Source organism: Neptunomonas concharum (assembly GCF_008630635.1).
Lineage (GTDB): Bacteria > Pseudomonadota > Gammaproteobacteria > Pseudomonadales > Balneatricaceae > Neptunomonas > Neptunomonas concharum.
In genome coordinates this window covers 998,341-1,024,591 of the sequence record NZ_CP043869.1, presented here as the reverse complement: position 1 = coordinate 1,024,591, position 26,251 = coordinate 998,341, and the positions used below count along the sequence as shown (strand labels likewise).

At 45.2% G+C, this 26,251-nt stretch carries 20 protein-coding genes and 1 tRNA gene; 9 read left to right on the top strand and 12 right to left on the bottom strand.

What is annotated here, in order from left to right; genetic code table 11:
- Window positions 1-63 precede the first annotated feature (63 nt).
- On the bottom strand, window positions 64-2,328 hold the full coding sequence (nrdA, locus tag F0U83_RS04780) for a class 1a ribonucleoside-diphosphate reductase subunit alpha (RefSeq protein WP_138988781.1): 2,265 nt from the start codon (window positions 2,326-2,328) through the stop codon (window positions 64-66).
- 398 nt (window positions 2,329-2,726) lie between these two features.
- Between nrdA and F0U83_RS04775 the strand changes: the two genes are divergently transcribed.
- The 7 genes from F0U83_RS04775 to F0U83_RS04745 all read left to right on the top strand — a co-directional run bounded on the left by F0U83_RS04775 (window position 2,727) and on the right by F0U83_RS04745 (window position 9,085).
- Window positions 2,727-2,810: transfer RNA gene (locus F0U83_RS04775), tRNA-Tyr, on the top strand.
- 114 nt (window positions 2,811-2,924) lie between these two features.
- Window positions 2,925-3,131 (top strand): DUF2788 domain-containing protein, encoded by a 207-nt coding sequence (locus F0U83_RS04770; protein ID WP_138988780.1) that lies wholly within the window; start codon window positions 2,925-2,927, stop codon window positions 3,129-3,131.
- 45 nt (window positions 3,132-3,176) lie between these two features.
- The gene (locus F0U83_RS04765; protein WP_138988779.1) at window positions 3,177-3,761 is read left to right on the top strand and encodes a LemA family protein; all 585 of its coding nucleotides are present in this window, start codon (window positions 3,177-3,179) and stop codon (window positions 3,759-3,761) included.
- Between the two features lie 6 nt (window positions 3,762-3,767).
- Complete coding sequence (locus F0U83_RS04760) at window positions 3,768-4,676, top strand: hypothetical protein (RefSeq protein WP_138988778.1); 909 nt, start codon at window positions 3,768-3,770, stop codon at window positions 4,674-4,676.
- Between the two features lie 95 nt (window positions 4,677-4,771).
- The gene (gene kdsA / locus F0U83_RS04755) at window positions 4,772-5,617 is read left to right on the top strand and encodes a 3-deoxy-8-phosphooctulonate synthase (RefSeq protein ID WP_138988777.1); all 846 of its coding nucleotides are present in this window, start codon (window positions 4,772-4,774) and stop codon (window positions 5,615-5,617) included.
- A 76-nt stretch (window positions 5,618-5,693) separates the two neighbouring features.
- Window positions 5,694-7,664: an SUMF1/EgtB/PvdO family nonheme iron enzyme gene (locus F0U83_RS04750; RefSeq protein ID WP_138988776.1), complete on the top strand. Its 1,971-nt coding sequence runs from the start codon at window positions 5,694-5,696 to the stop codon at window positions 7,662-7,664.
- A gap of 11 nt (window positions 7,665-7,675) precedes the next feature.
- The gene (locus F0U83_RS04745; RefSeq protein WP_138988775.1) at window positions 7,676-9,085 is read left to right on the top strand and encodes a DUF4139 domain-containing protein; all 1,410 of its coding nucleotides are present in this window, start codon (window positions 7,676-7,678) and stop codon (window positions 9,083-9,085) included.
- On the opposite strand, the gene F0U83_RS04740 is transcribed toward F0U83_RS04745, so the two are convergent.
- From F0U83_RS04740 to F0U83_RS04730, 3 genes are all read right to left on the bottom strand, one after another.
- The gene (locus F0U83_RS04740) at window positions 9,086-9,565 is read right to left on the bottom strand and encodes a tetratricopeptide repeat protein (RefSeq protein ID WP_138988774.1); all 480 of its coding nucleotides are present in this window, start codon (window positions 9,563-9,565) and stop codon (window positions 9,086-9,088) included.
- Window positions 9,566-9,634: 69 nt separating this feature from the next.
- Window positions 9,635-11,758 (bottom strand): putative bifunctional diguanylate cyclase/phosphodiesterase, encoded by a 2,124-nt coding sequence (locus F0U83_RS04735; protein ID WP_138988773.1) that lies wholly within the window; start codon window positions 11,756-11,758, stop codon window positions 9,635-9,637.
- Window position 11,759: 1 nt separating this feature from the next.
- Window positions 11,760-14,510: an ATP-binding protein gene (locus F0U83_RS04730; protein WP_138988772.1), complete on the bottom strand. Its 2,751-nt coding sequence runs from the start codon at window positions 14,508-14,510 to the stop codon at window positions 11,760-11,762.
- 211 nt (window positions 14,511-14,721) lie between these two features.
- Between F0U83_RS04730 and cysK the strand changes: the two genes are divergently transcribed.
- Window positions 14,722-15,690: a cysteine synthase A gene (gene cysK / locus F0U83_RS04725; protein ID WP_138988771.1), complete on the top strand. Its 969-nt coding sequence runs from the start codon at window positions 14,722-14,724 to the stop codon at window positions 15,688-15,690.
- A 61-nt stretch (window positions 15,691-15,751) separates the two neighbouring features.
- Here the strand turns inward: cysK and F0U83_RS04720 are convergent, their stop codons facing one another.
- The 5 genes from F0U83_RS04720 to F0U83_RS04700 all read right to left on the bottom strand — a co-directional run bounded on the left by F0U83_RS04720 (window position 15,752) and on the right by F0U83_RS04700 (window position 21,768).
- Complete coding sequence (locus F0U83_RS04720; RefSeq protein WP_138988770.1) at window positions 15,752-16,294, bottom strand: YfiR family protein; 543 nt, start codon at window positions 16,292-16,294, stop codon at window positions 15,752-15,754.
- Window positions 16,294-18,471: a TonB-dependent receptor plug domain-containing protein gene (locus tag F0U83_RS04715; protein ID WP_138988769.1), complete on the bottom strand. Its 2,178-nt coding sequence runs from the start codon at window positions 18,469-18,471 to the stop codon at window positions 16,294-16,296. Before F0U83_RS04715 ends, F0U83_RS04720 begins: the two co-directional genes overlap by 1 nt.
- 131 nt (window positions 18,472-18,602) lie before the next feature.
- A complete protein-coding gene (locus tag F0U83_RS04710) occupies window positions 18,603-19,523 on the bottom strand; it encodes a Dyp-type peroxidase (RefSeq protein ID WP_338036381.1) in 921 nt (306 codons plus the stop codon).
- 93 nt (window positions 19,524-19,616) lie between these two features.
- Window positions 19,617-20,465 carry a sulfurtransferase gene (locus F0U83_RS04705; RefSeq protein WP_138988768.1) on the bottom strand — a complete coding sequence of 283 codons (849 nt, stop codon included), beginning with the start codon at window positions 20,463-20,465 and terminating at the stop codon, window positions 19,617-19,619.
- 22 nt (window positions 20,466-20,487) lie between these two features.
- Window positions 20,488-21,768 carry a tryptophan--tRNA ligase gene (locus F0U83_RS04700; RefSeq protein WP_138988767.1) on the bottom strand — a complete coding sequence of 427 codons (1,281 nt, stop codon included), beginning with the start codon at window positions 21,766-21,768 and terminating at the stop codon, window positions 20,488-20,490.
- A gap of 187 nt (window positions 21,769-21,955) precedes the next feature.
- On the opposite strand from F0U83_RS04700, the gene yaaA reads away from it, so the two are divergent.
- Window positions 21,956-22,732 carry a peroxide stress protein YaaA gene (gene yaaA, locus F0U83_RS04695; protein WP_138988766.1) on the top strand — a complete coding sequence of 259 codons (777 nt, stop codon included), beginning with the start codon at window positions 21,956-21,958 and terminating at the stop codon, window positions 22,730-22,732.
- A 68-nt stretch (window positions 22,733-22,800) separates the two neighbouring features.
- Here yaaA and F0U83_RS04690 read toward each other — a convergent pair whose 3' ends face one another.
- The 3 genes from F0U83_RS04690 to F0U83_RS04680 are packed head-to-tail and all read right to left on the bottom strand — an operon-like array spanning window position 22,801 to window position 26,248.
- A complete protein-coding gene (locus tag F0U83_RS04690; RefSeq protein ID WP_138988765.1) occupies window positions 22,801-23,652 on the bottom strand; it encodes a Tim44 domain-containing protein in 852 nt (283 codons plus the stop codon).
- 8 nt (window positions 23,653-23,660) lie between these two features.
- A complete protein-coding gene (locus F0U83_RS04685; RefSeq protein ID WP_138988764.1) occupies window positions 23,661-24,557 on the bottom strand; it encodes a DMT family transporter in 897 nt (298 codons plus the stop codon).
- A gap of 2 nt (window positions 24,558-24,559) precedes the next feature.
- Window positions 24,560-26,248: an NAD-binding protein gene (locus F0U83_RS04680; RefSeq protein ID WP_138988763.1), complete on the bottom strand. Its 1,689-nt coding sequence runs from the start codon at window positions 26,246-26,248 to the stop codon at window positions 24,560-24,562.
- Window positions 26,249-26,251: the final 3 nt, after the last annotated feature.

The following is a 26,251-nucleotide window of genomic DNA, read 5'->3' as shown; positions in this document are numbered from 1 at the left end:
ACTACAAGGTGAATAACAAAGTGTTACACAGGTACGCTAAGCGCACCTGCAGTCGATAATTGACTAAAGCTTACAGGCACCGCTCTCGCAGCCGTTGTCATCCTGCTGATCTTTAGCACCATCACGCGTGTTATGGTAGTAAAGCGTTTTAACACCATATTTATAGGCGGTCAGAAGATCCTTAAGCAGCTGCTTCATAGGAACCTTTTCACCGGGGTAGTTTGTCGGATCATAATTGGTATTCGCTGAGATTGACTGATCCACAAACTTTTGCATGATACCGGTTAACTGCAAATACCCCTCGTTATTCGGGATACTCCACAATAACTCATACTCATCTTTTAGACGGGTATATTCAGGCACCACTTGCTTCATAATGCCATCTTTACTGGCCTTAACAGAGACAAAGCCTCGTGGAGGCTCAATGCCATTGGTAGAGTTCGTGATCTGCGACGAGGTTTCGCAAGGCATCAAGGCTGTTAGTGTACTATTGCGTAGTCCGAATTCACGGATGTCTTCACGCAGCGTCTCCCAAAAATAATGTAATGGCTCCTCGCAATACTCATCAATTTCCCGCTTGTAGGTATCGATTGGGAGAACCCCTTTGGCGTACATGGTTTCATTAAACTTCTCGCAAGGGCCCTTCTCTTTAGCCAGCTGGTTTGACGCTTTGAGCAAGTAATACTGAACCGCTTCAAAGGTTTTATGCACTAAACCATTAGCAGAACCATCAGAATAGCGAACACCATTTTTAGCCAAATAATAAGCAAAGTTAGTTACACCAACGCCTAGCGTACGACGATATTCTGTTGCTTTGCGCGCCGCTAAAATAGGGTAGTCCTGATAATCCAACAGGTTATCAAGGGCACGAACGATCAAATCAGCCAAAGTTTCTAGCTCATCCAATTCCTCAATCGCACCTAAGTTGAAAGCGGATAGCGTACAGAGCGCTATTTCACCTTCTGGATCATTAATATCGTTTAGAGGCTTGGTTGGTAGTGCGATTTCAAGACACAGGTTAGACTGTTTAACAGGGGCAACAGCAGGATCAAACGGGCTATGTGTATTACAGTGATCCACGTTTTGAATATAGATACGGCCCGTAGAGGCACGCTCTGATGCCAATAAACCAAACAGTTCAACAGCCTTGATACGGCGCTTACGAATCGACTCATCTTGCTCATATTGAAGATAAAGACGCTCAAACTCATCCTGGTCCGCGAAAAAGGCATCATATAAGCCAGGCACTTCATGAGGACTGAAGAGTGTAATATCCCCACCTTTAATCAGGCGTTGATACATGAGCTTGTTCAATTGCACACCATAATCTAAGTGGCGCACACGGTTCTCTTCCACTCCTCGGTTATTTTTCAAAACCAGAAGAGATTCAACTTCCAAATGCCATAACGGATAAAACAGTGTCGCAGCACCACCACGCACACCACCTTGCGAGCAAGACTTAACCGCCGTTTGGAAGTGCTTATAAAATGGGATACACCCTGTATGAAACGCTTCACCATTACGTATAGGGCTACCAATGGCGCGAATACGCCCAGCATTTATGCCAATACCAGCCCGTTGTGAAACATATTTAACGATAGCGCCAGCTGTCGCATTGATGGAATCCAGGCTATCACCACACTCCACAAGAACACACGAACTGAACTGTCGGGTTGGCGTTCTAACACCTGCCATGATAGGCGTAGGCAATGATAGCTTAAATAGTGAAATAGCATCGTAGAAACGCTTTACATAATCTAATCGCGTCTCTTTAGGATAAGACGCAAAAAGACACGCCGACACAAGCATATACAACAGTTGTGGGCTCTCGTAGATATCCCCGGTTACGCGGTTCTGAACAAGATACTTGCCTTCAAGCTGTTTCACTGCAGCATAACTGAAGTTCATATCACGGCTATGATCTAAATGCTCATTCAGTGCATCAAACTCTTCTCGACTGTAGTCTTCAATTAAATGCTTATCGTAACGGCCTGCTTCTACCATACCCGCAACATGGTCAAATAGATGAGGAGGATCAAAACTACCAAAAGCGCGCTTACGTAGATGAAAAATAGCTAAACGTGCAGATAAGTACTGATAATCCGGTGCAGACTCGGAAATCAAATCCGCTGCAGATTTAATGAGTGTCTCGTGAATCTCAGAGGTTTTGATACCATCAAAAAACTGGATGTGCGCTTTAAGCTCTACTTCTGAGGGGGAAACCTGATCCAGGCCATTAGCAGCCCAAATAACTACTCGATGAATTTTTTCGAGATCAATTTTTTCTCGGCGTCCATCACGCTTTGTGACCGTCAAATCTTGCTGCATAACGATTCCATCGTAAAGTTATAATGTTTGCGCTCTTTATTTGGAATTGGTAGGTGATGAAATAGCCATGATCGCCCTGAGGGCAGCGGGAAGTGCCTAGTGCTACAGTCGCAAATATGACACAACATCTGGTACATCAACTAACAACAGGCACTAAATATAGAGATAATCGATTTCTTTTCAATACTTGATTTTCAGTCTCTTCTATGTAGAGAACAGCCCCTAACTTGCCCAAGTCACTGAACATGGGGGCAAGGGACAAATACGCTTTTTTTAAGATTTTTTTTCAAAGATATTGCTGAACTGAAGCATTAAATTCATATTAAAAAAACTTCCTATTTAGGCGTTTTGAATCATTTACATTTATAAGATGAAGGTCTATTATACGCGCCCCTTCAGGTGAGGTTCCCGAGTGGCCAAAGGGATCAGACTGTAAATCTGACGCGAAAGCTTCGGTGGTTCGAATCCACCCCTCACCACCATTTTCTTTCTCCTAAATCTACAAACCAAAACAGAACCGAGTTAAGACTCGGAAAAAGCTCGATTTTCGCTTATAATTCCGAGCAATTCACTCAACTATATTCGAGTTACCTAATATGCGATTAGCTGAACTTGAAGGTTTGATGCTTAATATCGGCCTTGCCCTCTTTGCGTGTTTTATTTTTTTTATTATTTATGATCTTGCTAAGCGCTCCAAAGCCGGAAAATTCGGCACCTTTGTGCTATTTTTCGCATTAGGGCTTGGGTTAGCTGCCTTTCTTATCAAAACCATTGTGGTGGAAATCATTGGCGGGCACGTCTAACCTTCAGGCTTACGCCATTACTCTCTATCATAAAAGGAGCGATCCATGGAGCCTGGCACTCTTATTCTTATTGCCGTTGTTGCACTCGTTACATTTTACGCCATCTCGATATATAACCACCTGGTTCGATTAAAGCATAATGTGTCTCAAGCATGGGCCAACATTGACGTTTTATTAAAGCAGCGGCATGACGAGCTACCAAAACTGGTTGAAACCTGCCGTCAACATATGAAATATGAACAAGATACTCTCACACAGGTTATCGAAGCACGCTCTCGTGTCGCCTCCGCACGAGAACAACAAGACTTAAAAGGCTTAGGACAAGCAGAATCACAATTGCGTATTGGCTTGGGCAATCTTTTTGCCGTTGCCGAAGATTACCCAGAGCTAAAAGCCAGTGAGTCTTTCCAGCACCTGCAAAGCCGTATTACAGGATTAGAAAACTCCATCGCAGATCGGCGGGAGTTCTACAACGCCTCTGTTAATGTTTACAACGTCCGGATTGAGCAGTTCCCTGACCTGATTATCGCCAGACAACTTAAATTTACACCAAGCGATTTACTAGAGTTTAAAGAAGCGGAGCTTAAGGATGTGAACATTGGGGATCTTTTCCAATCTCCAAAATCATAATTATTTATGAGCACTGATGCACTGTTTATCAATTTCCTACTCTGTGTTGCACTAGCTATCACGGCTTGGAAAGGTTTTGACTTTCTTAAACGGTACCGTCTGATTACAGGCACACCAACTTCTAAAATAAGGGCCGCGCACCAAGGTTATGTTGAACTCATTGGCCACATAACAGAATCAAGTGGGTTGTTGCGCTCCCCTCTATCAGGACGAGAGTGTGTCTGGTTCCGCTGTCGCGTTTCACGCTTACAAAGTGGTAAAAAAACCCAGAAATGGAGTATTGAGTATGCTAGTGAATCTACCGATTTTTTTGAAATTAGCGACACCACTGACAGCTGCTTAGTCGCACCAGAGGGGGCGACCATTCGTGCAGAACATACGCGAACTTGGTACGGCAGTACACCTATGCCGGACTCTGCCATTGATAAACCAGCATCTAATTTAAACAAGCTAAATCAGATTCTTAACACACCGCTGGATTCAGAGCGTTACCAGTACCAAGAAAGCCTGCTGTTTCCCTACGAAAAAATTTATGCTCTTGGCCAGTTCAGTACCACTGGCGGTGGGCGCCATCTACCCAGCTTGGAAAGCATTAAAGGCGACATTATCAGAGAGTGGAAACAATCTTACGATAACCTGCTGGATACATTTGATACTGATAATAATCAGAAACTGGATATGCATGAGTGGAATGATGTCTTAGCTGCGGCTGAAAGTGCTGCGGTTGAACGGCGCAAAGAGCTAGCAAACCAGCCGACTCGACACCTTCTCTGTCAACCCGCAGAAAAGGACCACCCCTACCTCCTGTCAACGTTTGATGAAGAAGCACTCGCTAAGCGCTACGGCTGGTATGCATTAGGGGCACTGATTGCACTAATGTTAGAGATGTGGGCAATCATCACTCTTTGGACCTAGACTCATCCACTCCAGCCCTTAATGGCTAATATATCGCCCTTGCGCTCATCTTTCCTCTATAATGGCGCTTTAAATTCAGTATCAGGTTAATACGTATGGAACAAAAAGTCGTTAACGTTGGGAACATTGAAATTGGCAATGACAAGCCTATGGTGCTTTTTGGTGGTATGAATGTACTCGAATCAAGAGACTTAGCGCTGACTATTGCCGAACACTATGTAGCTATTACCGACAAACTGAACATTCCTTATGTATTCAAAGCTTCTTTTGATAAAGCTAACCGTTCATCCCTTACCTCCTTCCGAGGCCCCGGGCTTGATGAAGGCTTAAAGATCCTTGAAGAGATCAAAACCACCTTTAATGTTCCCTTGATTACCGATGTTCATGAACCCTACCAAGCTGCACCTGCGGCAGAAGTCTGTGACATTATTCAACTGCCTGCGTTCTTATCTCGCCAAACCGACTTGGTTCAGGCAATGGCTTCAACCGGTGCTGTTATCAACATTAAAAAAGCGCAATTCTTAGCGCCTCATGAGATGAAACATATTCTACATAAGTGTGTAGAGGCCGGTAATGATCGCCTCATTCTTTGCGAACGTGGCTCTACATTTGGTTACAACAATTTAGTAGTAGATATGCTGGGATTCTCTGTCATGAAAGCATTTGGCTACCCTGTTATGTTTGATGCAACCCATGCACTTCAAGTTCCTGGAGGGAGAGCGGATTCCGCCGATGGACGACGCGGGCTTGCAGCTCAGCTGGCACGTGCGGGCATATCCCAAGGTATAGCGGGCCTCTTCTTAGAAGCTCACCCTAATCCGTCCGAAGCGAAGTGTGATGGGCCTTGTGCACTGCCTTTAGATAAGCTTGAGCCTTACCTAGCACAGATGAAAGCGGTCGATGATCTCGTAAAAAGCTTTACACCGTTAGAAACAGATTAGATAAGCGTCTGATTTTACTTAAAACATTGTCCATCCTTGTCTATTATTAACGAAGTTTAATAGTCAGGCATGGGCAATGGATAACCTACAGCAACAACTCTACCTATCTCTCAATGATGCAAACATCATAGGTCCGGAGCATCATCGATTTAAATTAAAAGGTAACAGTGCACCTCATCCGTTAGGCCAACTCTGGCAAGCAGATGATCTCAGCACATCCAGCCCCACCCCTGTATCCCTTATCGTCATAGCCCCTGAGCTGACAAAACATAAAGGGCTCTTAGCTGCTTTTAAGAAGCAAATCATTCGCGCTAAGGGGTTAAGGCATAAACATATCCTGTCGATCTATGGGTACTTTGTACACCGAGGCGGCTTGCTATTTTTTGCATTCGAAGCGCTGGATGGGCTGACATTAGCGAACTTAATCCACGAACGAAAAATCAGTAAGCTCAAAGAAGGCCAACAACGGGGATTGATTCACCAATTAGCGAGTGCAGTCGATTTTTTTCACCAAAAAACCCGAACCCCTCACGGCGCTATTTCTCCCGACCTTATCTATATTAATCGACAAGCGGGCGTTAAGCTTTTTCCTTTAGATCCAAGAGAACTATTTGCGGAAACAACATTCCAGCTAGAACCAGCTTTTCTCTATCCCGCTTACCAAGCCCCTGAAGCTTTCCACCCCAATCCGCTTCCAATAGTTTCGGATATCTATTCGGTTGCATGTATTAGTTACGCAATCTTAACAGGCAATCCCCCCTTCACCATCAGTGACGACGAAGCCGCACGTGTCAAGAAAGAACTAAAAGCTCCCACTCAGATGAATAAGTCACAGTGGTTTGCCCTACAACAAGGCCTAACCACGACACCTGAACAGCGACAGCCAAATTGCGCAACGCTCATTGAAGCTATCTTTCATCAAGCGGAACCTACTACCAACCAGGAAGAGCCATCACCTGCGGATACTGCTACAGCCGAAATAGCGAATGTATCAGCCCCCCAAAGCGGCGATAAAACCACCCTTTATTGGCTTGTAGGCAGCTTTCTATTTGCTGCAGGCGTCACCGTCGGTTTCTTTGCCAGTCTCCTATTAGCCGACCATCAACGGCAGCAGCTCAACGGGCATATCGAGCAGTGGAAGAACCAGGCTAGCATGTGGAAAGCAACCTCCGAAGATCAAACAAATCAAATCCTGCAAATGGAAGCAGAGATAAACCAACTCAAAGAACAAACACTGGCTATGTCTACACCTTTTCAGGCCTCGGGCGTACAACAACGGGCATCAGCTTCTGAGCCAACCCATTTCGTTGCTTTCCATGACCCCCTCAGTATTGGAGGCTTCGGCCCTGATATGATTTCGCTCCCCGCAGGACAGTTTCAGATGGGAGACATCAATCGCCAAGGTGATGATAACGAAAAACCCGTTATCACGGTCAATGTCCAGAAACCGTTTGCCCTATCCCGGCATGAAGTCACATTTGAGCAATATGACCGCTTCGCAGAAGCCACCCAACGCAAGCGCCCAAATGACAATGGCTGGGGCCGCGGGCAGCTCCCTGTAGTCAATGTAAGTTGGAATGATGCCAATAACTACGCCAACTGGCTAAGAGAGCAAACCGGCCAACCTTACCGCCTACCCAGCGAAGCCGAATGGGAATATGCAGCTAGAGCCGGCACAAGCTCCGCCTATTGGTGGGGAAATGAACTTTCATCGCAGAAAGCAGTCTGTGATGGGTGTGGGACCCTATGGGATGGGGAAAAACCGGCACCAGTTGGCTCACTTCTAGCGAACCCATGGGGTTTCAATGACCTTAATGGTAATGTCGATGAGTGGGTTCAGGATTGCTACACAGAGACACTAGCAAACTACCCCAAAGACGGCCAGGCATACCTACAAGCCGGATGTGAGTACCGCGCCATGCGAGGTGGGTCATGGTTTGACATTGGTAGAGTTGTGCGCTCGGCCAGCCGTTATCGTCACCCACCCACCAGCACGAGAAATACCTGGGGATTTCGCGTAGCTCTAGACTTAAACGATAAAAATTAAGGACAGCTTTTATGATACTTAAATACATACGGACTGCTGCCGTACTCACTTGCTTTAGCTCCCCGACTCTGACTTTAGCAGCACCGTTAACGATCACCCATGAGCAGCAGACTGACCTTGCCGTAACACTTTACACAAACAATTTAGGGCTTATTCAGGATACTCGCCAGCTTCCCGCGCTAGAGGAAGATCAAACCGTCGTCATTCGGGATGTCAGTAACCAGATGCAAACAGAAACCTTGCAAATCAGAGATGCAGGGCTAGTAAAAGAGCAGACGCTAAATAATGCCTTATTAAATTACCACGCACTTTTGCAGCACTATATCGGTAAAAGCGTGACGTTATCTCGTCAACAACCAAACGGCGAAGAAGTAAGACAAAACGTTACGCTGCTAAATGTAGATGGTAATACTGCTCTTGTGGAAAACGGAACGCAAGTAGAATCCGTTCCTCTATATTCATCCGACTGGCGAATTATTTTTCCCACCAGACCTGACAATCTGCTGTTAAAGCCCAGTCTGACATTTCGCAGCCAAGGCACGCCAGAACCCGCTCAAGCGAAACTCAGTTACCTGACGCAAGGGCTCAGCTGGCAGATGGACTATGTAATGACGCTAAACGAAGGCAATACTGAGCTTGTCGTTGATGGCTTAGCATCACTTATTAACAACACAGGTACGCCACTACACAATGCACGGGTAAATCTACTTGCTGGTGATGTGTACAAAACTGAAAACCCTCGCTATCGAGCTAAAGAAGTTATGATGGCTGCTGCACGAGCAGACGAAGGCTCAGCACCGCTACCTGAAACGATCAATGACTACCAACTCTATACACTCAAAGACACTGTAACACTTCAGGACCAACAACGAACACAAGTGCCCTTACTTCATGCGGATAAAGTAAAAGTTGAGTCCCTACAAAGATACAGTTTTTATATTCATGCAGGCATTGATAATCAAACCCAGAAAGTAAAACCTGAATCTTTCATTCGCTTTACCAATAATCTACACCATGGTTTGGGTAGCCCATTACCTTCTGGCCAAGTAAGGTTCTTTTCTCCCGATAAAAAGGGAGAGTTGCACTATACCGGCGGTACCCATATCAATCAGACAGCCATCGGGGAACAAGTTGAGTTAGCGATGGGTAAGGCCTTTGATGTAACCATTTCGAGGCGCCAAACCGACTATCAGACCGCCTTTGATGGGACGGTAGCAGAATATGAGCTACGTATCCAAAACAGTGCGAATAAGAGTCGCGACGTGGAGATTAGCAGCCTCTTTTCGCAACCATGGAAATTAATCAGCAGCACAATGCAACCTTTAGAGCAAAGTGCAGGTTCGGCAAAATGGCGAATTAACGTTCCCGGTAATAGCGAAGGGTTACTGACGATGAGGGTACGTTTAACAAAGCAAAAGTAGCTAGAGTACCGGTAGCGCTGGCTGTTTATCAGCCCAGCGTTGCGCCTCTTCCGGATCAGGCAGCATATCCAGCTCGCCGTGATGGTAAACGTCACGCATTCGCTTGATAGCTAACGTATGACCTTGATTAGCGGCTAAGCGATAAAAATGTAAAGCTTGCTTATAGGATGGCTGGAAGTAATGCTCAAAGCCTTCTTCGTAGATTTTACCCATCTGGTATTGAGCTTTCATATCTCCCTTAGCCGCCGCTTTTTCTAAATAAATCGCTCCTTGAATACGGTTGTCCTTACCCTCTCCTCTAAAATGCAGAAGATGACCGTATACAGAAAGCGCATTGCGACTTCCATTATCCGCAGCAAATCGAAATATCTTCATCAACCATTGATGCCGGCGAGGAGAGTTCCGAAAAAGTCGGGAGCGAAAAATAAAATACGCCATCTGAAAAATGGCCGGTGCTATCCAATGCATCAATACTCGCATAAATCCTACTCTCAACAATAAAAACAGCGCTAGCTAATGTAGCACAAATGACTATAAGGGATGAAGTTACTAGACGATTTGACTCTCAACAAGCGCTAAAAACACGTCAGCTTCAACTGGCCGCGAAAATAAGAAACCTTGAAACTCATCACACCGCTTCTCTATAAGGAAAGCAGCTTGAGCCTCATACTCGACCCCCTCAGCAACTACGCTCAAATTTAATGACTCGGCCATTGCAATAATAGCTGCCGTCAATGAGCAATCATCGGCGTTATTAGGTAAGTCTCGGATAAAAGTACGGTCAATTTTCAAGGTATCTAAAGGAAAACGTCTTAGGTAACCCAAGGAAGAGTAGCCCGTTCCAAAGTCATCTACGGCGATACGCAAACCTAGGGACTTTAATTGAATGAGTGTAGACTCTGTCTGACCGGCATCTTCCATGATCGCGCTTTCAGTCAACTCAACTTCTACTTTATCAGGCGTAACGCCTATTCGCTGAATAACTTCCTGAATTTCAGCGGCGAGACGCGTATCTCTGAATTGTACTGCACTGTAGTTTATGGATACCAACAGCTCCTCATGGCCTAATTGATGCCATTTTCTAAGTTGTTGGCATGCTTGCTCCAGTACCCAGGCCCCTACTTCATGAATGAGCCCTAGCTCCTCCATTAAAGGAATAAACTCAACCGGTGAAACATCTCCAAGTATAGGGTGCTTCCATCTAAGCAGAGCTTCTGCACCAATAATATGGCGTTTCAATGCATGAACACGGGGCTGATAATGGAGGGTCAATTGATTATTCGAAAGCGCACGGCGTAGTTCACCTTCAAGCAGCATACGTCTTTCCGTTGTTTCACTCATACTCGGATCATAACAACGGTACATGTTTCTTCCTTGGCGTTTAGCATGTCGAATCGCATTCTCGGCATTACGCACCAGAAGTTCAAGGTCCGGCCCGCTTTCAGCCACCCGAGCATAACCGATACTGGCAGTAAAAGAGATTTCATGGCCGTTGGCCTGACAAGGCTTACTGATAAATTCTAGTAACTCAGAGGCAAGTTCATGATGGCGATTCTGGGCAACCGTGCTGCACAGAGCCAGTGCAAACGTATCACTTCCCCAACGGCTGACTTCACTACGTAGATCCCTCACTCGAGTGCCTAATGTATCAGCAAACTCACGTAAACGCTGCCCTATGACATCCAATACCGCATTACCGGTCATATAACCAAAAATATCGTTGATGCGAACAAACCGGTCAATATCTATCAAAAAGAGCGTTGTACACCCTGCTCCCCGAACGCATTCATGGATCATACTATCAAGAGCACGCGAGAAAGACTCTCGATTTTGTAGTCCTGTCAGCGAGTCGTATCGAGATAAGAACTGAATTTTTCGCTCCGCAGATCTCTTCTCGGTAATATCTTGCAGCGTTCCCTGAATGGCAATAATCGTACCGTTCTCATTTCTATCAAGCTCCGACTGAACGCGCACGACCCCCTCCTCGTCGGCATTCTTACTGTATGTCACCTCAAAGTCTCGGGGTAATAGACTTGGGTCATCAGACGCGCGCATGAGAATCTGCATGATTCGCTTCTGATCATCTTGCGCTAAATACTGAGCCAAAAACAGGGGGGATTCCACGCCTTCTGAAGGTATCTTAAGTATTGACTGTAGCTCTGGGGAAACAGAGAAATTTTTATTGACTAAATCCCAACGCCAATAACCTAAACGAGCAATCGATTGTGCTTTAGCAAGTCGTGCCTCGCTTTCAACCAAAGAGGTCATCGCTTCTACCGCTCGAAGCATGAAGCGTAACCGCTGTTTAAGCAAAGTCCAGTTAATCGGCTTAGCAATAAAGTCCGTGGCCCCAACCTGATAGGACTCTTCAATCGAACTATCACCTTCTAGCCCCGTAATCATTAATACGGGGACGTTTTCACCCTCTCGCATCCGACGTAACTTGCGACATGCGTCAAACCCGTTCATCACTGGCATATCAACATCCAGCATAATCAGGTCAGGTCTTACCACAGGAAACATCTCGAGCAATCGTGCTCCATTCTCCGCAGTCGCGACTGTGTAACCCTGCTGCCTTAGATGTGCTGCGGCAACCATTCTAATGGTGGCATCATCATCAACCACTAAAATAGTTTTGTTGTGTGATATATCTTGTACTGCTTTTTCTATCAAGTTACATCAACTCCCGTAACTGCTGCTCGGCTCTTGCATTAGCCGCTACCAGTTGTTGGTATTGGTTAGCAAGATCTTCGGTTCTGGACTCCCGGCATCCTAATTCCATTTCTCGACTAATCGAGCTCACAATCAGTAGCCCCAAATTGCCGGAACTAGACTTCATAGCATGAGATAAACGCCTAACTTCTTCGATATCATTATTTGTAATAGCCGCTTCTAAAGCCGTCAGTATTTCCAGTCCATTATCTGCATAGGTAGAGACTAAAGAGTTGAGTAACGGCAAGCCATTTTCATCCTGTAGCTCAGATAAACTTTCCAACAAAGCAACATCAACTTCTTTTTCGCTGAAGGTTGCAGGTTTGAGCGGCTGCTTAGCTTCAGTTTCTGACATTTGCGAAAACAGCACTTCAGGTTCTTCATCACTCTGGCTATTGTCCTCATCAAGCCAGCGTAACAGCATCTGGTACAGCCCTTTCCGACTAAAAGGCTTACTTAAATAATCATCCATACCGTTGCTTAAATATAGCTCTCGATCACCATCCATAGCATTTGCTGTAACAGCTACGATGGGTGTGTAAGGCAGCTGATTAGCGATCTCTTGCTCTCGAATCGTTGCTGTTGCGGTAATCCCATCCATAACGGGCATCTCTATATCCATTAAGATTAGGTTATAGCGACTCTTTTGCCACTTTTCTATGGCTTCAATGCCATTTGCAGCAACATCCGCAGAGCAGCCAATTAAACGTAGCAGCCCAAGCGCAACTTGTTGATTCACCGCATTATCTTCTACCAATAAAATATGCCCTCGCAACTCACCTAGGGCCTCAGCTTCAGGCAGTAATTTTTCAAAGGAGCTTTCTTCGCCATCCGTTAATAAACTGGCTAAATTATCAAGCAATAAGGAAGGGAGTATTGTATCTCCTTGCCGTTGAAGTAGCTTGGCGTTTTCAGGCAACCAAGTGGTATCTGGCAAGGCTGTTGAGGATACAACTGAAAACTTTAACCCTGTCACACCAATACGATGGTTCAAAGAGTGGATAAAACGGCTGGTGTCCCTATCTTTTTGTGAGAAAGGCAACATAACTACATCAAAACCTTTGCCTCTCGCTGCAGCGTTAATAATCTGGCGCTCCGCTAATTGTAAGCTACTCGCAATATCGGTATATACATCCCAACTGGCCAACAATTCTCGAATAGAACCATATTCAAGCAAACCGTCCTCAATAATGAGCACACGGTATCCCCCAAGCAGTGTTTTCCCACTCACACCATGCTGTAAGTCATCCACATGCAAAGGTAACTCAAACCAGAAGGTTGAACCTGCACCTAAAACACTATTAACACCAATTTCCCCCCCCATTAATTCTACGAGCTGCTGACAAATTGCCAGCCCCAATCCGGTACCCCCGTACTTTCTTGTGATCGATGAATCCGCTTGGGAAAAAGATTCGAAGATACGCTTTTGAGCATCTTCTGTAATACCAGGTCCGGTATCCTTAACTTCGATACGCAAGAACGGGGTCTCACCCGAAAAGCTTCCGGATACACCTATATCGACTCGACCTTTGTGAGTAAACTTGATGGCGTTACCTACTAAGTTTAAAAGCACTTGCCGGAAGCGGATTGGATCTCCGGTCATTCGACCGCAGAAACGTGAATCATAACGACTGGATAATGAAACACCTTTAGCACTGGCCACTTCACCTAACAACTGAACGACTTGTTCAATCTGTTCATAAAGATCAAAATGAATCGTCTCGAGTTTTAACTGACCTGCTTCAATTTTGGAGTAATCGAGAATGTCATTAATGATGTTTAATAGCGAACCACCAGATTTGTGAATTGTTTCTGCATAACGTCTCTGCTCCTCAGACAATGAGGTACCAAGCAACAACTCAGCCATCCCCAACACACCATTCATAGGCGTGCGTATTTCATGGCTCATCGTTGCCAAGAAACGGGATTTTGCAAGATTAGCTTCTTCAGCAATATCACGAGCATGCTTTAGTTGATCATCACGTACTTCAATTTGCCCTAACATGGTATTGAAACCGGTTACCATGACGCCAAATTCATCTTTTGAATCATAGGAGACCCGACGGGAGTAGTCACTTTTCTCCGAGATCACCCGCATCGCACTAACAAGGCGCTCAATAGGATTTATGATTACCTTCTGTAAACGACTAGAGATTAGATAACCGACAAAAAGAACCATCAAAAGAGCAACAGAGCCAAAAATCAGCCAATTTGTTACCATCATTTTGTAGCTGGACAAACTCACTCTGACCATCAAATTCCCAACGGTGCGCTCATTAACACGTATGATTTGGTGTATATCTAGATAATCATCGGTGAAGATATAAGACCAATCCTGCTCACCAGTCTGAAAATTTTCTATATTGATTGCTGATAGAGGTGTCTGGGGGATGCTCTCATCTGCTTGTTGATACTGAGCAAAATATGTTCCCTGCTGATCTGTAAGCACGGCAGAGACAATATCTTTGTTTGCACTAAACGTATTTAACAGCTCATTGGCTGTCACGCTGTCATCAAAGATCAGCGTAGCCGAAGCATTGATACTGACAGCCTTCGTTAATGAGTGCACGGATTGCACTAACTGATCTCGACTATTGAGCCAAAAATTTACAATAAAAACTGTATAGGAAAGAATCAACACCACTAACGTGGTCAGCATCACAATCGCAGAAAGCTTATGACGCACAGGCAAATTACGAAAGAATTTATTCAAAGCACATCCAAAATAATCAATAATAAAACTAACTTATGCAAACATATGGAGCAAAGCAATCTCCGGTTAGCCTAGGCAAAGTACTACAGAAAGAAATATCCCCCTAATAAATGCCAAACCACAATAAACTTATAGCAAAGGATTCTGAGATAACAAAGTTATCGGCAGGTAAACTCTCAGCATAATAGTTTCATAACAAAAAGGTGATCTAATGCAAACATTCCAAGACAACTCCCTTTCTATCGGCAATACACCACTGGTTAGGCTTGGCAGACTGGCTCCTCATGCTGAGATTTACGCCAAAATTGAATCCCGAAATCCAGCAGGCTCTATCAAGTGTAGAATTGGTGCAAGTATGATTTGGGCTGCTGAAAAGTCTGGGCAACTCAAACCTGGTATGACATTAGTTGAACCAACCAGTGGAAACACGGGCGTTGCATTAGCCTTCGTAGCAGCATCACGAGGTTATAACCTAACATTAACCATGCCAGCCTCTATGAGTATAGAGCGACGCAAGCTAATGAAAGCGCTTGGCGCTGATATCGTGTTAACACCGCCAGAGAAAGGCATGAAAGGAGCTATTGAAAAAGCTCAAGAGATTGTCGATGCTGACCCAAAAAACACACTGATGCTGCAACAATTCCAAAACCCGGCAAACCCGGCAATCCATGAACAAACAACAGGCCCTGAAATCTGGAAGGATACAGAAGGCCAGATCGACATTCTTGTAGCAGGGGTAGGAACCGGGGGCACCATTACGGGGATATCACGCTATATCAAGCAAACCCAAGGGAAAGCGATCACCAGTGTTGCGGTAGAGCCAACGGATTCCCCAGTGATTACTCAAACCATTCAGGGAGAAGAAGTCAAACCTGCACCACACAAAATTCAGGGAATTGGCGCAGGCTTTGTACCGGGTAATTTGGACTTAACACTGGTAGATTTGGTAGAAAAAGTCAGTAATGAGGACGCCATTGCAACAGCTAGGCGCTTAATGAAAGAGGAAGGAATTCTTGCCGGTATTTCTTGCGGAGCTGCAACAACGGCGGCATTACGCATTGCCGAAAAGCCTGAATTTAAAGGTAAAAAGATTGTTGTGATTTTACCAGACTCAGGGGAACGCTACCTTTCCACAGCACTTTTTGAGGGAATGTTTACTGAAAACGAGCTAGCCCAATAGGGCTAAACTCGACTCCCAAACTAAAGGCCCCTTTGTACTTATAGCAGGGGGCCTTTCGGTACTACTTTTCGATACGAACGACCCTCAAGAGTTTCGAGCTAACTTTAAAACCTTCAGCCTGTAGCACGTCAAGCTTCATCGCCACCCGTACTTTACGCCCTCGGGTTTCAAAGCCAATCATGCCTATATCACTCGATATAAAGCCACTATAGTCACCCACGAGCAGACCGCCGTTAGATTTTATGCTTTCTAACTCACTTTTTGATAGCAACTCACGTCTATCTATATAGACAACGTGGCACTCATTCAAAGAGTTCAAAGCTTCAACACTGGAAACATGAATAGGCAAATTGTTCACTAACTCATTTTTCACTACTGATTCAAGCTTTGATTTAAGAGAGGGGTTACCCACCACACACAGCTGATACTTATCATTAGGAAGCTGTTTATCTTCTGGCCAAGAGATGAAAGATAGGAAGTTGTAGATATAAACCGACTTTATATCATCTAGCACACTATCTTCTGCTCGTAATTGAGTACTGCTCAACGTCAAACAACAGATTAAGAATACAAAATAACGCTTCAGGTTCAATAGATACATCATTAGAACCTCACCGTTAACTTAGCAGAAAGGCTCCGCTTGATCTCAGTATTTTCTGATACCCCGCCGACATTTATTGGTGATGAATTAAACTCCTGATGGGCATTATCAAAAAGGTTTTGGCCTATAAAGCTCAACTCAACTTCAGGTGAAATCTGCCAGCCCAACCTAACATCAGTTCGTAAGTAAGCATCCACCCCAGTGTCCCCTATAATCAGCACAGGCGAACCTACAGAAGATAGCTCGGATACATAATAAAGACTGACATCTAACTCCCAATCAGGATTAATGTCCCAGTATGACCTTAAGGCAAATTGGTGCTCAGGAGACTTATTACTAGATACCGTCGGCTCAACCGATTGGGGTAAACTATTATAGGATTGCTGCAGCCAGCTATATGAAGCGGCCAAAGACCAGCTTGGTAGCACTTGCCAACGTATCGCCGCTTCAGCACCGAAAGCATCTGCACTGGCCTCGTTTCCAAAACTCAGTAGCCCGGATTGGTTTTGTAATGGGTTATACAAACGGTCGATTTTTAGGGTGGTTAGATCATCGTACCAATAGCGAAACCCAACCAGGTCCAAGGAAAATTCTTCTGTTGGCTGATAGCGAATACCTAACTCCAGAGAGGATAGCTTTTCAGACTTATGGGCACTGTTACCAAACGCTTGATAAGCAGAATTAGAGGCGACGGTACGTTCTATTCTTGAGGGTGTGCGAGAAGAGTAGGAAAGCGCTCCCCAAACTTGGGTTTGAGGACTCGCTAGCCACACACCTCTCAGCGTAGGCTGCCATTGGCTGCCAGTGATGGAGGAATACTCATATCCAATGCCTGATAGCAAACGAAACGATTCAGTAACGTTTAGCTCATTTTGCGCAAACAGATTGATCGTGTTATTCGACTCATTTTGAGGATTAAAGATCACAACTGGCGTAGGAGACAGGTTTGGAGATATGTCATCTCGAGAAGATCTTAAACCTATACCGACTGCTGTTTTACCTCGTTCATGCTTCCAACCTTTTTCAAGGTCAATATCCAGCACCGAAGCAGACTGATCAGCCATATACTCCTCACGCTGGGTATAATCAAAATAAGCTTGAGCTGTTGTCCAGTCAGTCTCAGAGATTTGGTTCCAGCGACCTAACACATGCCACCCTGAATATTCATGTCGATCACGTACATCCGTCAGGCAGAACGTACACATACCAAACGCAGGAATAGAGAGCAAACCGGATAACTGTTGTTGAGAAGCACCTGCCATCTGCATCAATTGGATTTGAGGAAGCACCACAGAAAAAAAGTCGGGTGCGTAAGGGTTAATTTCAGACTTAAACTGGCGCTGATCCGAGTAACCATTAAAAAGACCAACGTCAAACGTAACGGTTTCATCTACGTTTAAATCCGTATCAGTTCGTAACGAAAGCGACAAATGCTTAGAATCATCGTTCGCAGCCACCGGATAAACACCCAAGCCCGACGTAGAGGTGGCTTTATTTTCTTTTATCAGATTGACCTTTCCGCTGAAGCGATAGCTACTGCTGTCACCAAACTCGCCACCATATCGAAACCCCGCCTCTTTATTTTGGCTGCCAACATTCGCCGTCAACTCACCACTTTGACTGCTGTAAGAAGAACGAGTGATGATGTTGATAACACCATTCATTGCATTCGCTCCCCAAGCAGCGGAACCAGGCCCCCGTATCACTTCAATTCGTTCAATATCCTCTACACGAATATCTTGCATATCCCAATAGACGCCACCAAACGTGCTGTTATACAGGCTTCTTCCATCCAACAAAACTAGAAATTTATTAGCAAAGGTTTCATTAAAACCACGAGAATTGACTGCCCATGTGTTACCACTCACAGCTCCCACATTGATACCAGGAACCATTCTTAAAGCATCGGGCACATTGGCAGCAGCGGAACGCCGAATATCTTCTGCGGTAATAACATAGACGGCTGCGGGAGTTTCATTCAACTTTGATGGAATTTTCGAGGCGATACCCACCTCAAGAGAGGAAAGTTCACCAATAGAAAGCGCCTTTAAATCACTTAGGGAAAGCCCTTCGTCTGCACTCACTTGACTGCTTAGCAAGCAAGTGATCAATAGCAGTTTATATCTAGAAAATATCGCCAATTTACTACCAATCCCTAAATCAAAAAAGGCTGACAACATGTACAGAACACAGCAGAAACACCCTTAACACATAAAGCTAGGGTATGTTTGGTTACCAGTATAGAAGCTAATTTAGAATCTGCCTGCGGACATTTAAAATTTTATGCCTTTTTGATAAAAAATTTTATTGTCTACCCCAATTCTTTGAACCAGGTCAAAGGAGGGGCAAAAAATGCTTGGCCTGTTACGGCTGTAGTAAACTGCATCAAGCGATCACCGTGCCCTTGTCCATCCCCTTCAACCATACTTTTCAGCATCAATGTGAAATTTTCTGGCGTACGGCAATAACTGGCAAACAATAGTCCCGACTCCTGCAATGTGCCATAGGGCATACTGTGCCGCAATATTTCCAAGGATTGACCCTGATCATCTTTAAGGGATGTCCGTTTTGTATGTGCGGTCAAGGGCTTGTCCGCTGACGAGTACTCAATATTATCTGCTTTAGTACGCCCATACATGTCTTCTTGGGCTTTTAATGTTTGAGCATGCCATTTAGGTAAATCATGGACATAACGCTGCAGATGAATATAAGAGCCGCCCTCAAAATCAGAGTCTTCTTCACCCACCAGTGCAACTTCTTTTTTATGATCCCCTTGTGGGTTCTCGGTCCCATCGACAAATCCAGTGAGGTCTCTGGAATCCAAATACCGAAAGCAAGAAACCTCCTCTGCTATCGCGACATGAGAGCCAAATAAAGCGATCAATCGAGTTGCCAACTCAAACGTAATGTCATGCCGATCAGAGCGAATATGCAGTAACAGGTCTGCTGGGGTGATCGGCATTTCAACAGCCCCTTCCACCGAGGGGAAATTCGTCAGCAATAATGGCCGCTTCAATGGCGATATCTGGGGCCAATACTCACTCCCAATAGCAATAACCGCGTGTAGTGATTGGCCGGAAAACTGCTGTTTCATAGCATCAATGACGCCTTGACTCTGAGCTAATGCTTGCTTAACCGCTCTATTGGAGCCTTCGACCACATTTAATGTGACAAACAAAGCATCGCTGTTTGCATCCGCAATAACGCCTGACTGGTAATTAGCATTCATCATTTCACCTCTCTTACTAAGCATCTTATTCTGGCTCTGAATGCATCAGCCTACCAATAATAAAAATCAACAAAGCACATAGACGCTCTTTATCGATCACTTAGTATCTTGCGTCGATATCGGGCGAGCTGTATCACGTATCCACTCACTCCAGGAGCCTGCATATAGAATCGAGTTATCAAAACCCGCATGAGACATAGCCAGTATATTGTGACAAGCAGTCACACCTGATCCACACATATGTACAACAGGCTGCGTTAAGTCCACCTGCTCAGCCCATTCATGCGCTAGCTGCTGTGCCGACTTAAATACACCATCTTCAGAAAGATTCTCCTGAAACGGCCGATTAACCGAGCCAGGAATGTGTCCGGCAACGGGGTCAATCGGCTCTACCTCACCTAAAAAACGCGGCCTAGCTCGTGCATCGACAATCTGCAGCAATCCCAGTTTTTTAACAATGTCCGTTGTGGATAAATAGGATGTATTTTGGAAAGGTGCCTGTACCGTAAAATCACCCGCTGACGGTTCTGGCAAACTATCTGTCATCTTGCCATTGAACGCCTGCCAAGCCTGTAAACCACCATCTAAAACAGCAACGTCGCCATGCCCCATGTAGCGTAAAAGCCACCATAATCGAGAGGCCATCGCACCTTGCATGTCATCATAAACGACAACCTGTACTCCTTGTTTCACGCCGCACCTACTCAGCTTTTGAGCAAGCGTCTCAAAGTCGGGTAAAGGGTGGCGCCCTGAGATACTTGTTATTTGAGAAGAGAGGTCTGACTCCATATCAAAAAAGTGGGCATCTGGAATATGCGAAGTTTGATAAAGCAAACGCCCCTTCTCCTGATCAGTTAAATAGGACCGACAATCAAAAATCTGCCACGCTCCCTTCTGATATTCAGACTGCAGTGTTGCCGCATCGATCAAGGTCTTATAGGTCATCCTTCTCTCCTAAATGATCAAATCAGAGGTATTGAGCCAACTCTGATGTTAGTAGCTCCAACTCGTTCTCTGCCTTCTGCTTCGCTTTTTTCTTAAGCGATTCAACTTCCAAACGCTTTTCTTCTAAAATAAGCTTCGCTTCAACATTTTTATCTGATGCGGCATCAATACGATCAAAGTAGCGCTTAAGTTGCATTAAAATGGCACGTCGTCGTCCCTCTTCTGCACGTGCGATCTCTTCTGCTGTCTTCTCTTTTTTCTCGATTTGCGACTCGTCAGATTGAGCAGCTACGTAGTTTAACGGGCGAATACCGGCTGCGATTCGTACCTTATCCATAAAGGGAGCCGATATCTCGCGTGCCTTCTCGGCTCCTTTTTTTAGCTCAGCTTCAACAGATCCCAAATCATTCATTAGTTCATTATAACGAGCACGCGGAGCCGACAACTGAGCATCTAAAAATTCAAATAGCTCTTTTTTTGCTTCACCCCAAGCGATCCCTTCTAGGTATTTTTGGCGCATTTGCTCTGTTTCAGCTGTCGTTGCAAAGCAGTTATAAAGCTGGAACAGTGTACTGCTATCAGGGTCTTTAGGCTCGCCAGGGGCTTTGGTATCCGTAACAATTTGGTTTATCAGCTTGCGCAGCTGATCAGCCGAACAGAAAAGCGGAATCGTATTATCGTAACTCTTTGACATTTTACGACCATCAAGCCCCGGTATCAGCTGGCTTTCTTCATCGACTTGAGCTTCAGGTAAGTTAAATAGTGGCTGATACGCATGGTTAAAACGCCCTGCCACATCTCTCGCCATCTCGATATGCTGAATCTGATCTTTACCAACGGGGATAATATCTGCATTAAACATCAGAATGTCCGCAGCCATCAGAACGGGGTAGCTAAATAGCCCCATGGTGACACCGTCATCTAAATCTTCTTTGCCTGCATCACGGTTCGCATCCACCGAAGCTTTATAGGCATGTGCACGATTCATTAGACCTTTAGACGTCAAGCAGGTCAGAATCCAAGTCAGCTCAGTAATTTCAGGGATATCTGTTTGGCGATAGAATGTCGCTTTATCAGTGTCTAGCCCCAACGCAAGCCAAGTCGCTGCAATCTCTTGAGAAGAGCGGGCCACTCTTTCAGGGTCATGGCACTTAATGAGCGCATGGTAGTCGGCCAAAAAGAAGAAGCTATTGTAAGCGGCATTTTTGCTGGCATCTATCGCTGGCTTAATCGCCCCCAGATAGTTACCGATATGTGGCGTACCTGACGTTGTAATACCTGTGAGTACAGTTTTTTGGGACATTGCTAACAATCCTGGATCTAAATCGGTAAAAAATTTGCGCTTAATCATACACAAAATTGTGCGTAGATTCGCCTCTTTCCCCCCACGACTTTGATTAGATCAGTCAAGGATGAAACTCTCATTCAAAGCAGGTAAGCTTGCACTATTCGTATCGTTTATTTCACCTATCAGATTAAAGCGGAATCTTATGCTGACTGTTATTTCCCCGGCCAAAACGTTGGACTACGAGTCTCCCGTAACGACCAAGCTGCACTCTATGCCTCGATTTCTGGAGCACTCAGCTCAGTTGATTAACACGCTGGAAGCACTTTCGGTTCAAGAGGTCGCCGAGTTAATGAAACTCAGCGATAAACTGGCAAGCCTTAATGTAGCGCGCTACGCCTCTTGGCAAGAGCAGTTTAATCCCAATGATGCCCGACAGGCAGTACTTGCCTTCAAAGGTGATGTGTACACAGGCCTTGCAGCTGAAACACTCAGTGAAGAGCAACTTGAATATGCACAACAACACCTGCGCATACTCTCTGGATTGTATGGGATATTGAAACCACTAGATCTGATGCAACCCTACCGATTGGAAATGGGCACAAAACTCAACAATGCTAAAGGTAAGGATCTCTATCAGTTTTGGGGAACACGACTAACCGAGTCGCTAAACGAGGAGTTGGCCAGCGATAACAGTCCAGTTCTAGTGAATTTAGCGTCTAACGAATATTTTAAGGCAATCAAGCCTAAACTACTCAACGCACGCGTGATTACCCCTGTCTTTAAGGATTGGAAAAACGGCCAGTACAAGATCATTAGCTTTTACGCAAAAAAAGCCAGAGGTTTGATGAGCAGATACATCATTGAAGAGAAGATAAACGCACCTGAAGCACTCAAAGCGTTTAACTATGAAGGGTATCAGTTTTCAGAAACCTTATCTGAAGGCGATACCTTAGTGTTCACACGGGATCACAACGAATAACACAGCACTTCCAATAAAAAATGGCGCTCAAAAGCGCCATTTTTTATTAAGTCTTTGATACAAACCGTTTAAGGCTGCTCTATCCCCACAATAAACCAGTGAGCATTACCGGTATTCATATCGCGAGTAAGATGCCAGATTTCGCTGAACTCACTCGGTTGTTCACTCTCTGCTTCCTTAATCCAACCATAAAAGTGAATGCTAGCAACTACATGATCCTTGTTGTCGATAAAATTGATTAGCTCCGCCATTACGGATACCACATCGGTGTGCTGATCCGCTGCATATTTACCACGCTCAGCGATTAACTGCTCCAGTAGTTCAGGGCTGGTGTAGGTTTCTATTTCTGCCCAATCTTGACGATCCCAAGCCGCTTGTAACGTCGTAAAATGCTCACGGGCACCACTGAGAAACGAAACTTTATTAAACCATTGAGGAAGCACTAAATCAGGTTCAGACAGCTGCGTTGCTGCAGCGGACATCGGTGTAAAATGCTGTGGTTGCTGAACCGACTCAACTGGCTCTCGGGTCTCACGATATTGTGGCTGACCTGCGTATTGAGGCGCTGGCTGCTTCTGCTTCATCATGGCGAAAAGCTTATAAGCTAAGAATGCCATAAGCCCTATCAGCAATATATCCATAAACTGGATACCATCAAAAGCGCCACCAAACAATAAGGCGCCGAGTAAGCCACCCGCTAAAAGTCCACCTAACATACCGCCCATCATTCCAGACTTTTTAGGCGCGGCATTCGTTGCATTCTGAACAGGAGCCTGCTTCTGAGCAGGTGCTACTTTTTTGGGCGCTGAGTAGGATTTCCCGAATGAAGAACCCCCTCCTAAACGCTTCGCCTCTGCTTCAGGCGCAAGAAAATTAAAAGTAAAAAAAGCCATAAGAATAGATAGAAACAATGTGCGCATTATTAACCTCAGCTTGCTTTTAGAATCCGTTTCATTACATCAGCAACGACGGCAAGATAGATCCCTATGAAGATCAGTATCATACCAGTGATATGGAAAGAATGTATCTGCTCCCCTAAAAATAAAGATGATAACAATATGCCAAACAACGGCATTAAGTGAATAAATAGACCTGCTTTTGCCGCACCCAGTTCCGCAACCCCTCTATTCCAGAATAGATAGGCCAATATAGATGGGCATACAGCCATGTAAACTACCGTCGCTACCGAACTCAGGCGCCACTCAATAGGTTCGGCGCTCTGAAGCTCCCAAAGAGAAAAAGGTAATAACGCTAGGATACCAATCGCTACTGTCACCCCAAAGAATGTAAAACCATCCAAGCCTTGGGGACGCCAACGCAGTATCACGGAGTAGGAAGCCCAACATAACACACCCGCTAGTACCCACAAATCGCCTCGATTAAACTCCAGTGTCAGTAGCTGCGCCAAGTCTCCCTGAGAGATGAGTATTAATACACCCATCAACGAACTCGCGACCCCAGTCCATTGCCGCAGCGAAACAGTTTCTTTCAGCAAGAGTCCTGTGATTAACAAAATAATGATCGGAATAGCTGACTGCATCAACGTTGCATTCATCGCCGTTGTGCCTGTGAGTCCGATATAGATTAAGGTGTTAAAGCTGGCCACACTCAACACGGAGAGCAACAATAGGATTTTCCAGTGCTTTTTTATCAACGACCAGTTTGCAATAAGGCGCGGTAGTAAAAAAGGCAGAATAATAAGTAGAGCCAATGTCCAGCGCATCTGCGCCATAGTGACAGGCGGCAAGACAAGGTGCATTGCGCGCCCAAGCACAAAGTTACCCGCCCAGAACAAAGTTGTCAGGGTAAGTAAGAGGTAAGCCATGATTATTCCTTATTAAGCCAACGGGAGAGCAAGGTTTTATTTTCCTCTTTCCCTGTAAGAACGTACTGTAAAACGTTGTAATTGTTGACCGTCCACTCTACCTGACGAAATGCCTCACTTAAACCGCAAAACAGAATTTCATCCCCTAGCTGGAGCTCTTTTAACTCCCCAGGGAGCATTTTGATCTCACCCTCCCGCCTTAGCATCAATGGGAAAGCAGGTAGCATTTTTCGATAGTCTCGCGGGTCTTTAAGCAGGACATTCATTTTGATCAGAACACCTTCATCTAAGGCCATGTTAATGGCCGGCGTCTGCTCTTCAGATAAGGTAAAGGCCCAACTATCCAGCTCATCTTCGCCAACTACGCTGCTCATGCGATTTAGTAAAGTATGCGCCCATACATCGTCATAATGCTCCAAGGCTGCAATAAAGGCAGGTAATAAAGGCGTTTTAATCTGTGCCATAATCTGATTAGCGATAATGCGCCCCGGCTCCATAACAAAATCCGCACCGGAATGTTCGAAAACCCGTCGATTGGCATCAAGATTCTGTCTGACAACCGTCACGAGTTTAGGCTTTAGCTCCCTTGCAGTCATAATGATAGAGAGATTATCGGCGTCATTATCAGTACCGGCTACGATGCCGATGGCATCATGAATACCAGCCTCCTCTAATGTTTTGGCTTCTGTTCCTACACCCCAGATCTGCTGCGCTGTTTGATTAACGCTTTCAGGTTTCGCATCGATGACAGTGATAGCCACATCATGTTCTTTGAACGCTTTATAAAGTGCACGACCAAACCGCCCAAAACCACAAATAATCCAACGCCCTTGCGTGTTTTGATACGCACTGGATAGCGGTCGATGGTAAGGGTTAATCAGCCAGTCATAAACCAAGTGCTTATAAGGTGAATGCACAGCCATAGACAGGTAGCCGGCATAAGCTTGAAAAGGATCGACCACCAAATTGGTTCCAAATGAAAGCAGGTTAGCGGTTGTCACATCGGCCTCTGTCCGACTGATAACCAGCCGCTGTGGTACCAGTAATTTACTTGCGATAGAAATAGCCAAATTAGCGCTATCGTCATCCGTGAGCGCTAACACACCAATACAATGAGGATGCTGTAGCCCTGCATCATAGAGCACATCCGGCAACGCACCGTCTGCACACAAACCCGGCACACGAAGAGGCAGATGATCCATCTCTAAGTCATCAATGCGGTCCTGATCTATGTCGATAACAACAGCACGGATATCACGCTTTGCTAATTTATGAACAACAATCCGTCCGGTGACGCCATAACCACACACCAAATAAAAAGGCTCCGCAAAACCCGCGACTTCACTGGTAAATGAACGCCTACGTAATAACCGGCCAAACACCGGTTCCTGCACTAAAGCCAGTGTCGAACCAATGCCGTACAACCAAGCCACCACGGTTGCATAGATCATCAGCAGCGTCCACATCCGCTGAGCACTGGTGAACTCGTAGGGAATCTCTCCAAAACCAATTGTGGATCCCATAAAAGACACGAAGTAGACAGCATGGAAAAAATCCATACGCCAAATATTGCCTTCATTATCTTGCCCGGGTATCAGAACGAACCCCAAAATAGAAATGGAGTAGACCACAATCATCGTGATCAACGGCACCCGCAGACGCCGAAGCAGGAGGTATAAAACGTTATTCATAAA

Coding starts and splice junctions, on each gene's coding strand:
- F0U83_RS04710 (WP_338036381.1), bottom strand. CDS start 19,523: ATGATGAATGCTAATTACCAGTCAGGCGTTATTGCGGATGCAAACAGC.
- yaaA (WP_138988766.1), top strand. CDS start 21,956: ATGCTGACTGTTATTTCCCCGGCCAAAACGTTGGACTACGAGTCTCCC.
- F0U83_RS04750 (WP_138988776.1), top strand. CDS start 5,694: ATGGATAACCTACAGCAACAACTCTACCTATCTCTCAATGATGCAAAC.
- F0U83_RS04685 (WP_138988764.1), bottom strand. CDS start 24,557: ATGGCTTACCTCTTACTTACCCTGACAACTTTGTTCTGGGCGGGTAAC.
- F0U83_RS04720 (WP_138988770.1), bottom strand. CDS start 16,294: ATGATGTATCTATTGAACCTGAAGCGTTATTTTGTATTCTTAATCTGT.
- F0U83_RS04690 (WP_138988765.1), bottom strand. CDS start 23,652: ATGCGCACATTGTTTCTATCTATTCTTATGGCTTTTTTTACTTTTAAT.
- F0U83_RS04745 (WP_138988775.1), top strand. CDS start 7,676: ATGATACTTAAATACATACGGACTGCTGCCGTACTCACTTGCTTTAGC.
- F0U83_RS04715 (WP_138988769.1), bottom strand. CDS start 18,471: ATGTTGTCAGCCTTTTTTGATTTAGGGATTGGTAGTAAATTGGCGATA.
- cysK (WP_138988771.1), top strand. CDS start 14,722: ATGCAAACATTCCAAGACAACTCCCTTTCTATCGGCAATACACCACTG.
- F0U83_RS04760 (WP_138988778.1), top strand. CDS start 3,768: ATGAGCACTGATGCACTGTTTATCAATTTCCTACTCTGTGTTGCACTA.
- F0U83_RS04740 (WP_138988774.1), bottom strand. CDS start 9,565: ATGCGAGTATTGATGCATTGGATAGCACCGGCCATTTTTCAGATGGCG.
- nrdA (WP_138988781.1), bottom strand. CDS start 2,328: ATGCAGCAAGATTTGACGGTCACAAAGCGTGATGGACGCCGAGAAAAA.
- F0U83_RS04680 (WP_138988763.1), bottom strand. CDS start 26,248: ATGAATAACGTTTTATACCTCCTGCTTCGGCGTCTGCGGGTGCCGTTG.
- kdsA (WP_138988777.1), top strand. CDS start 4,772: ATGGAACAAAAAGTCGTTAACGTTGGGAACATTGAAATTGGCAATGAC.
- F0U83_RS04705 (WP_138988768.1), bottom strand. CDS start 20,465: ATGACCTATAAGACCTTGATCGATGCGGCAACACTGCAGTCTGAATAT.
- F0U83_RS04700 (WP_138988767.1), bottom strand. CDS start 21,768: ATGTCCCAAAAAACTGTACTCACAGGTATTACAACGTCAGGTACGCCA.
- F0U83_RS04765 (WP_138988779.1), top strand. CDS start 3,177: ATGGAGCCTGGCACTCTTATTCTTATTGCCGTTGTTGCACTCGTTACA.
- F0U83_RS04770 (WP_138988780.1), top strand. CDS start 2,925: ATGCGATTAGCTGAACTTGAAGGTTTGATGCTTAATATCGGCCTTGCC.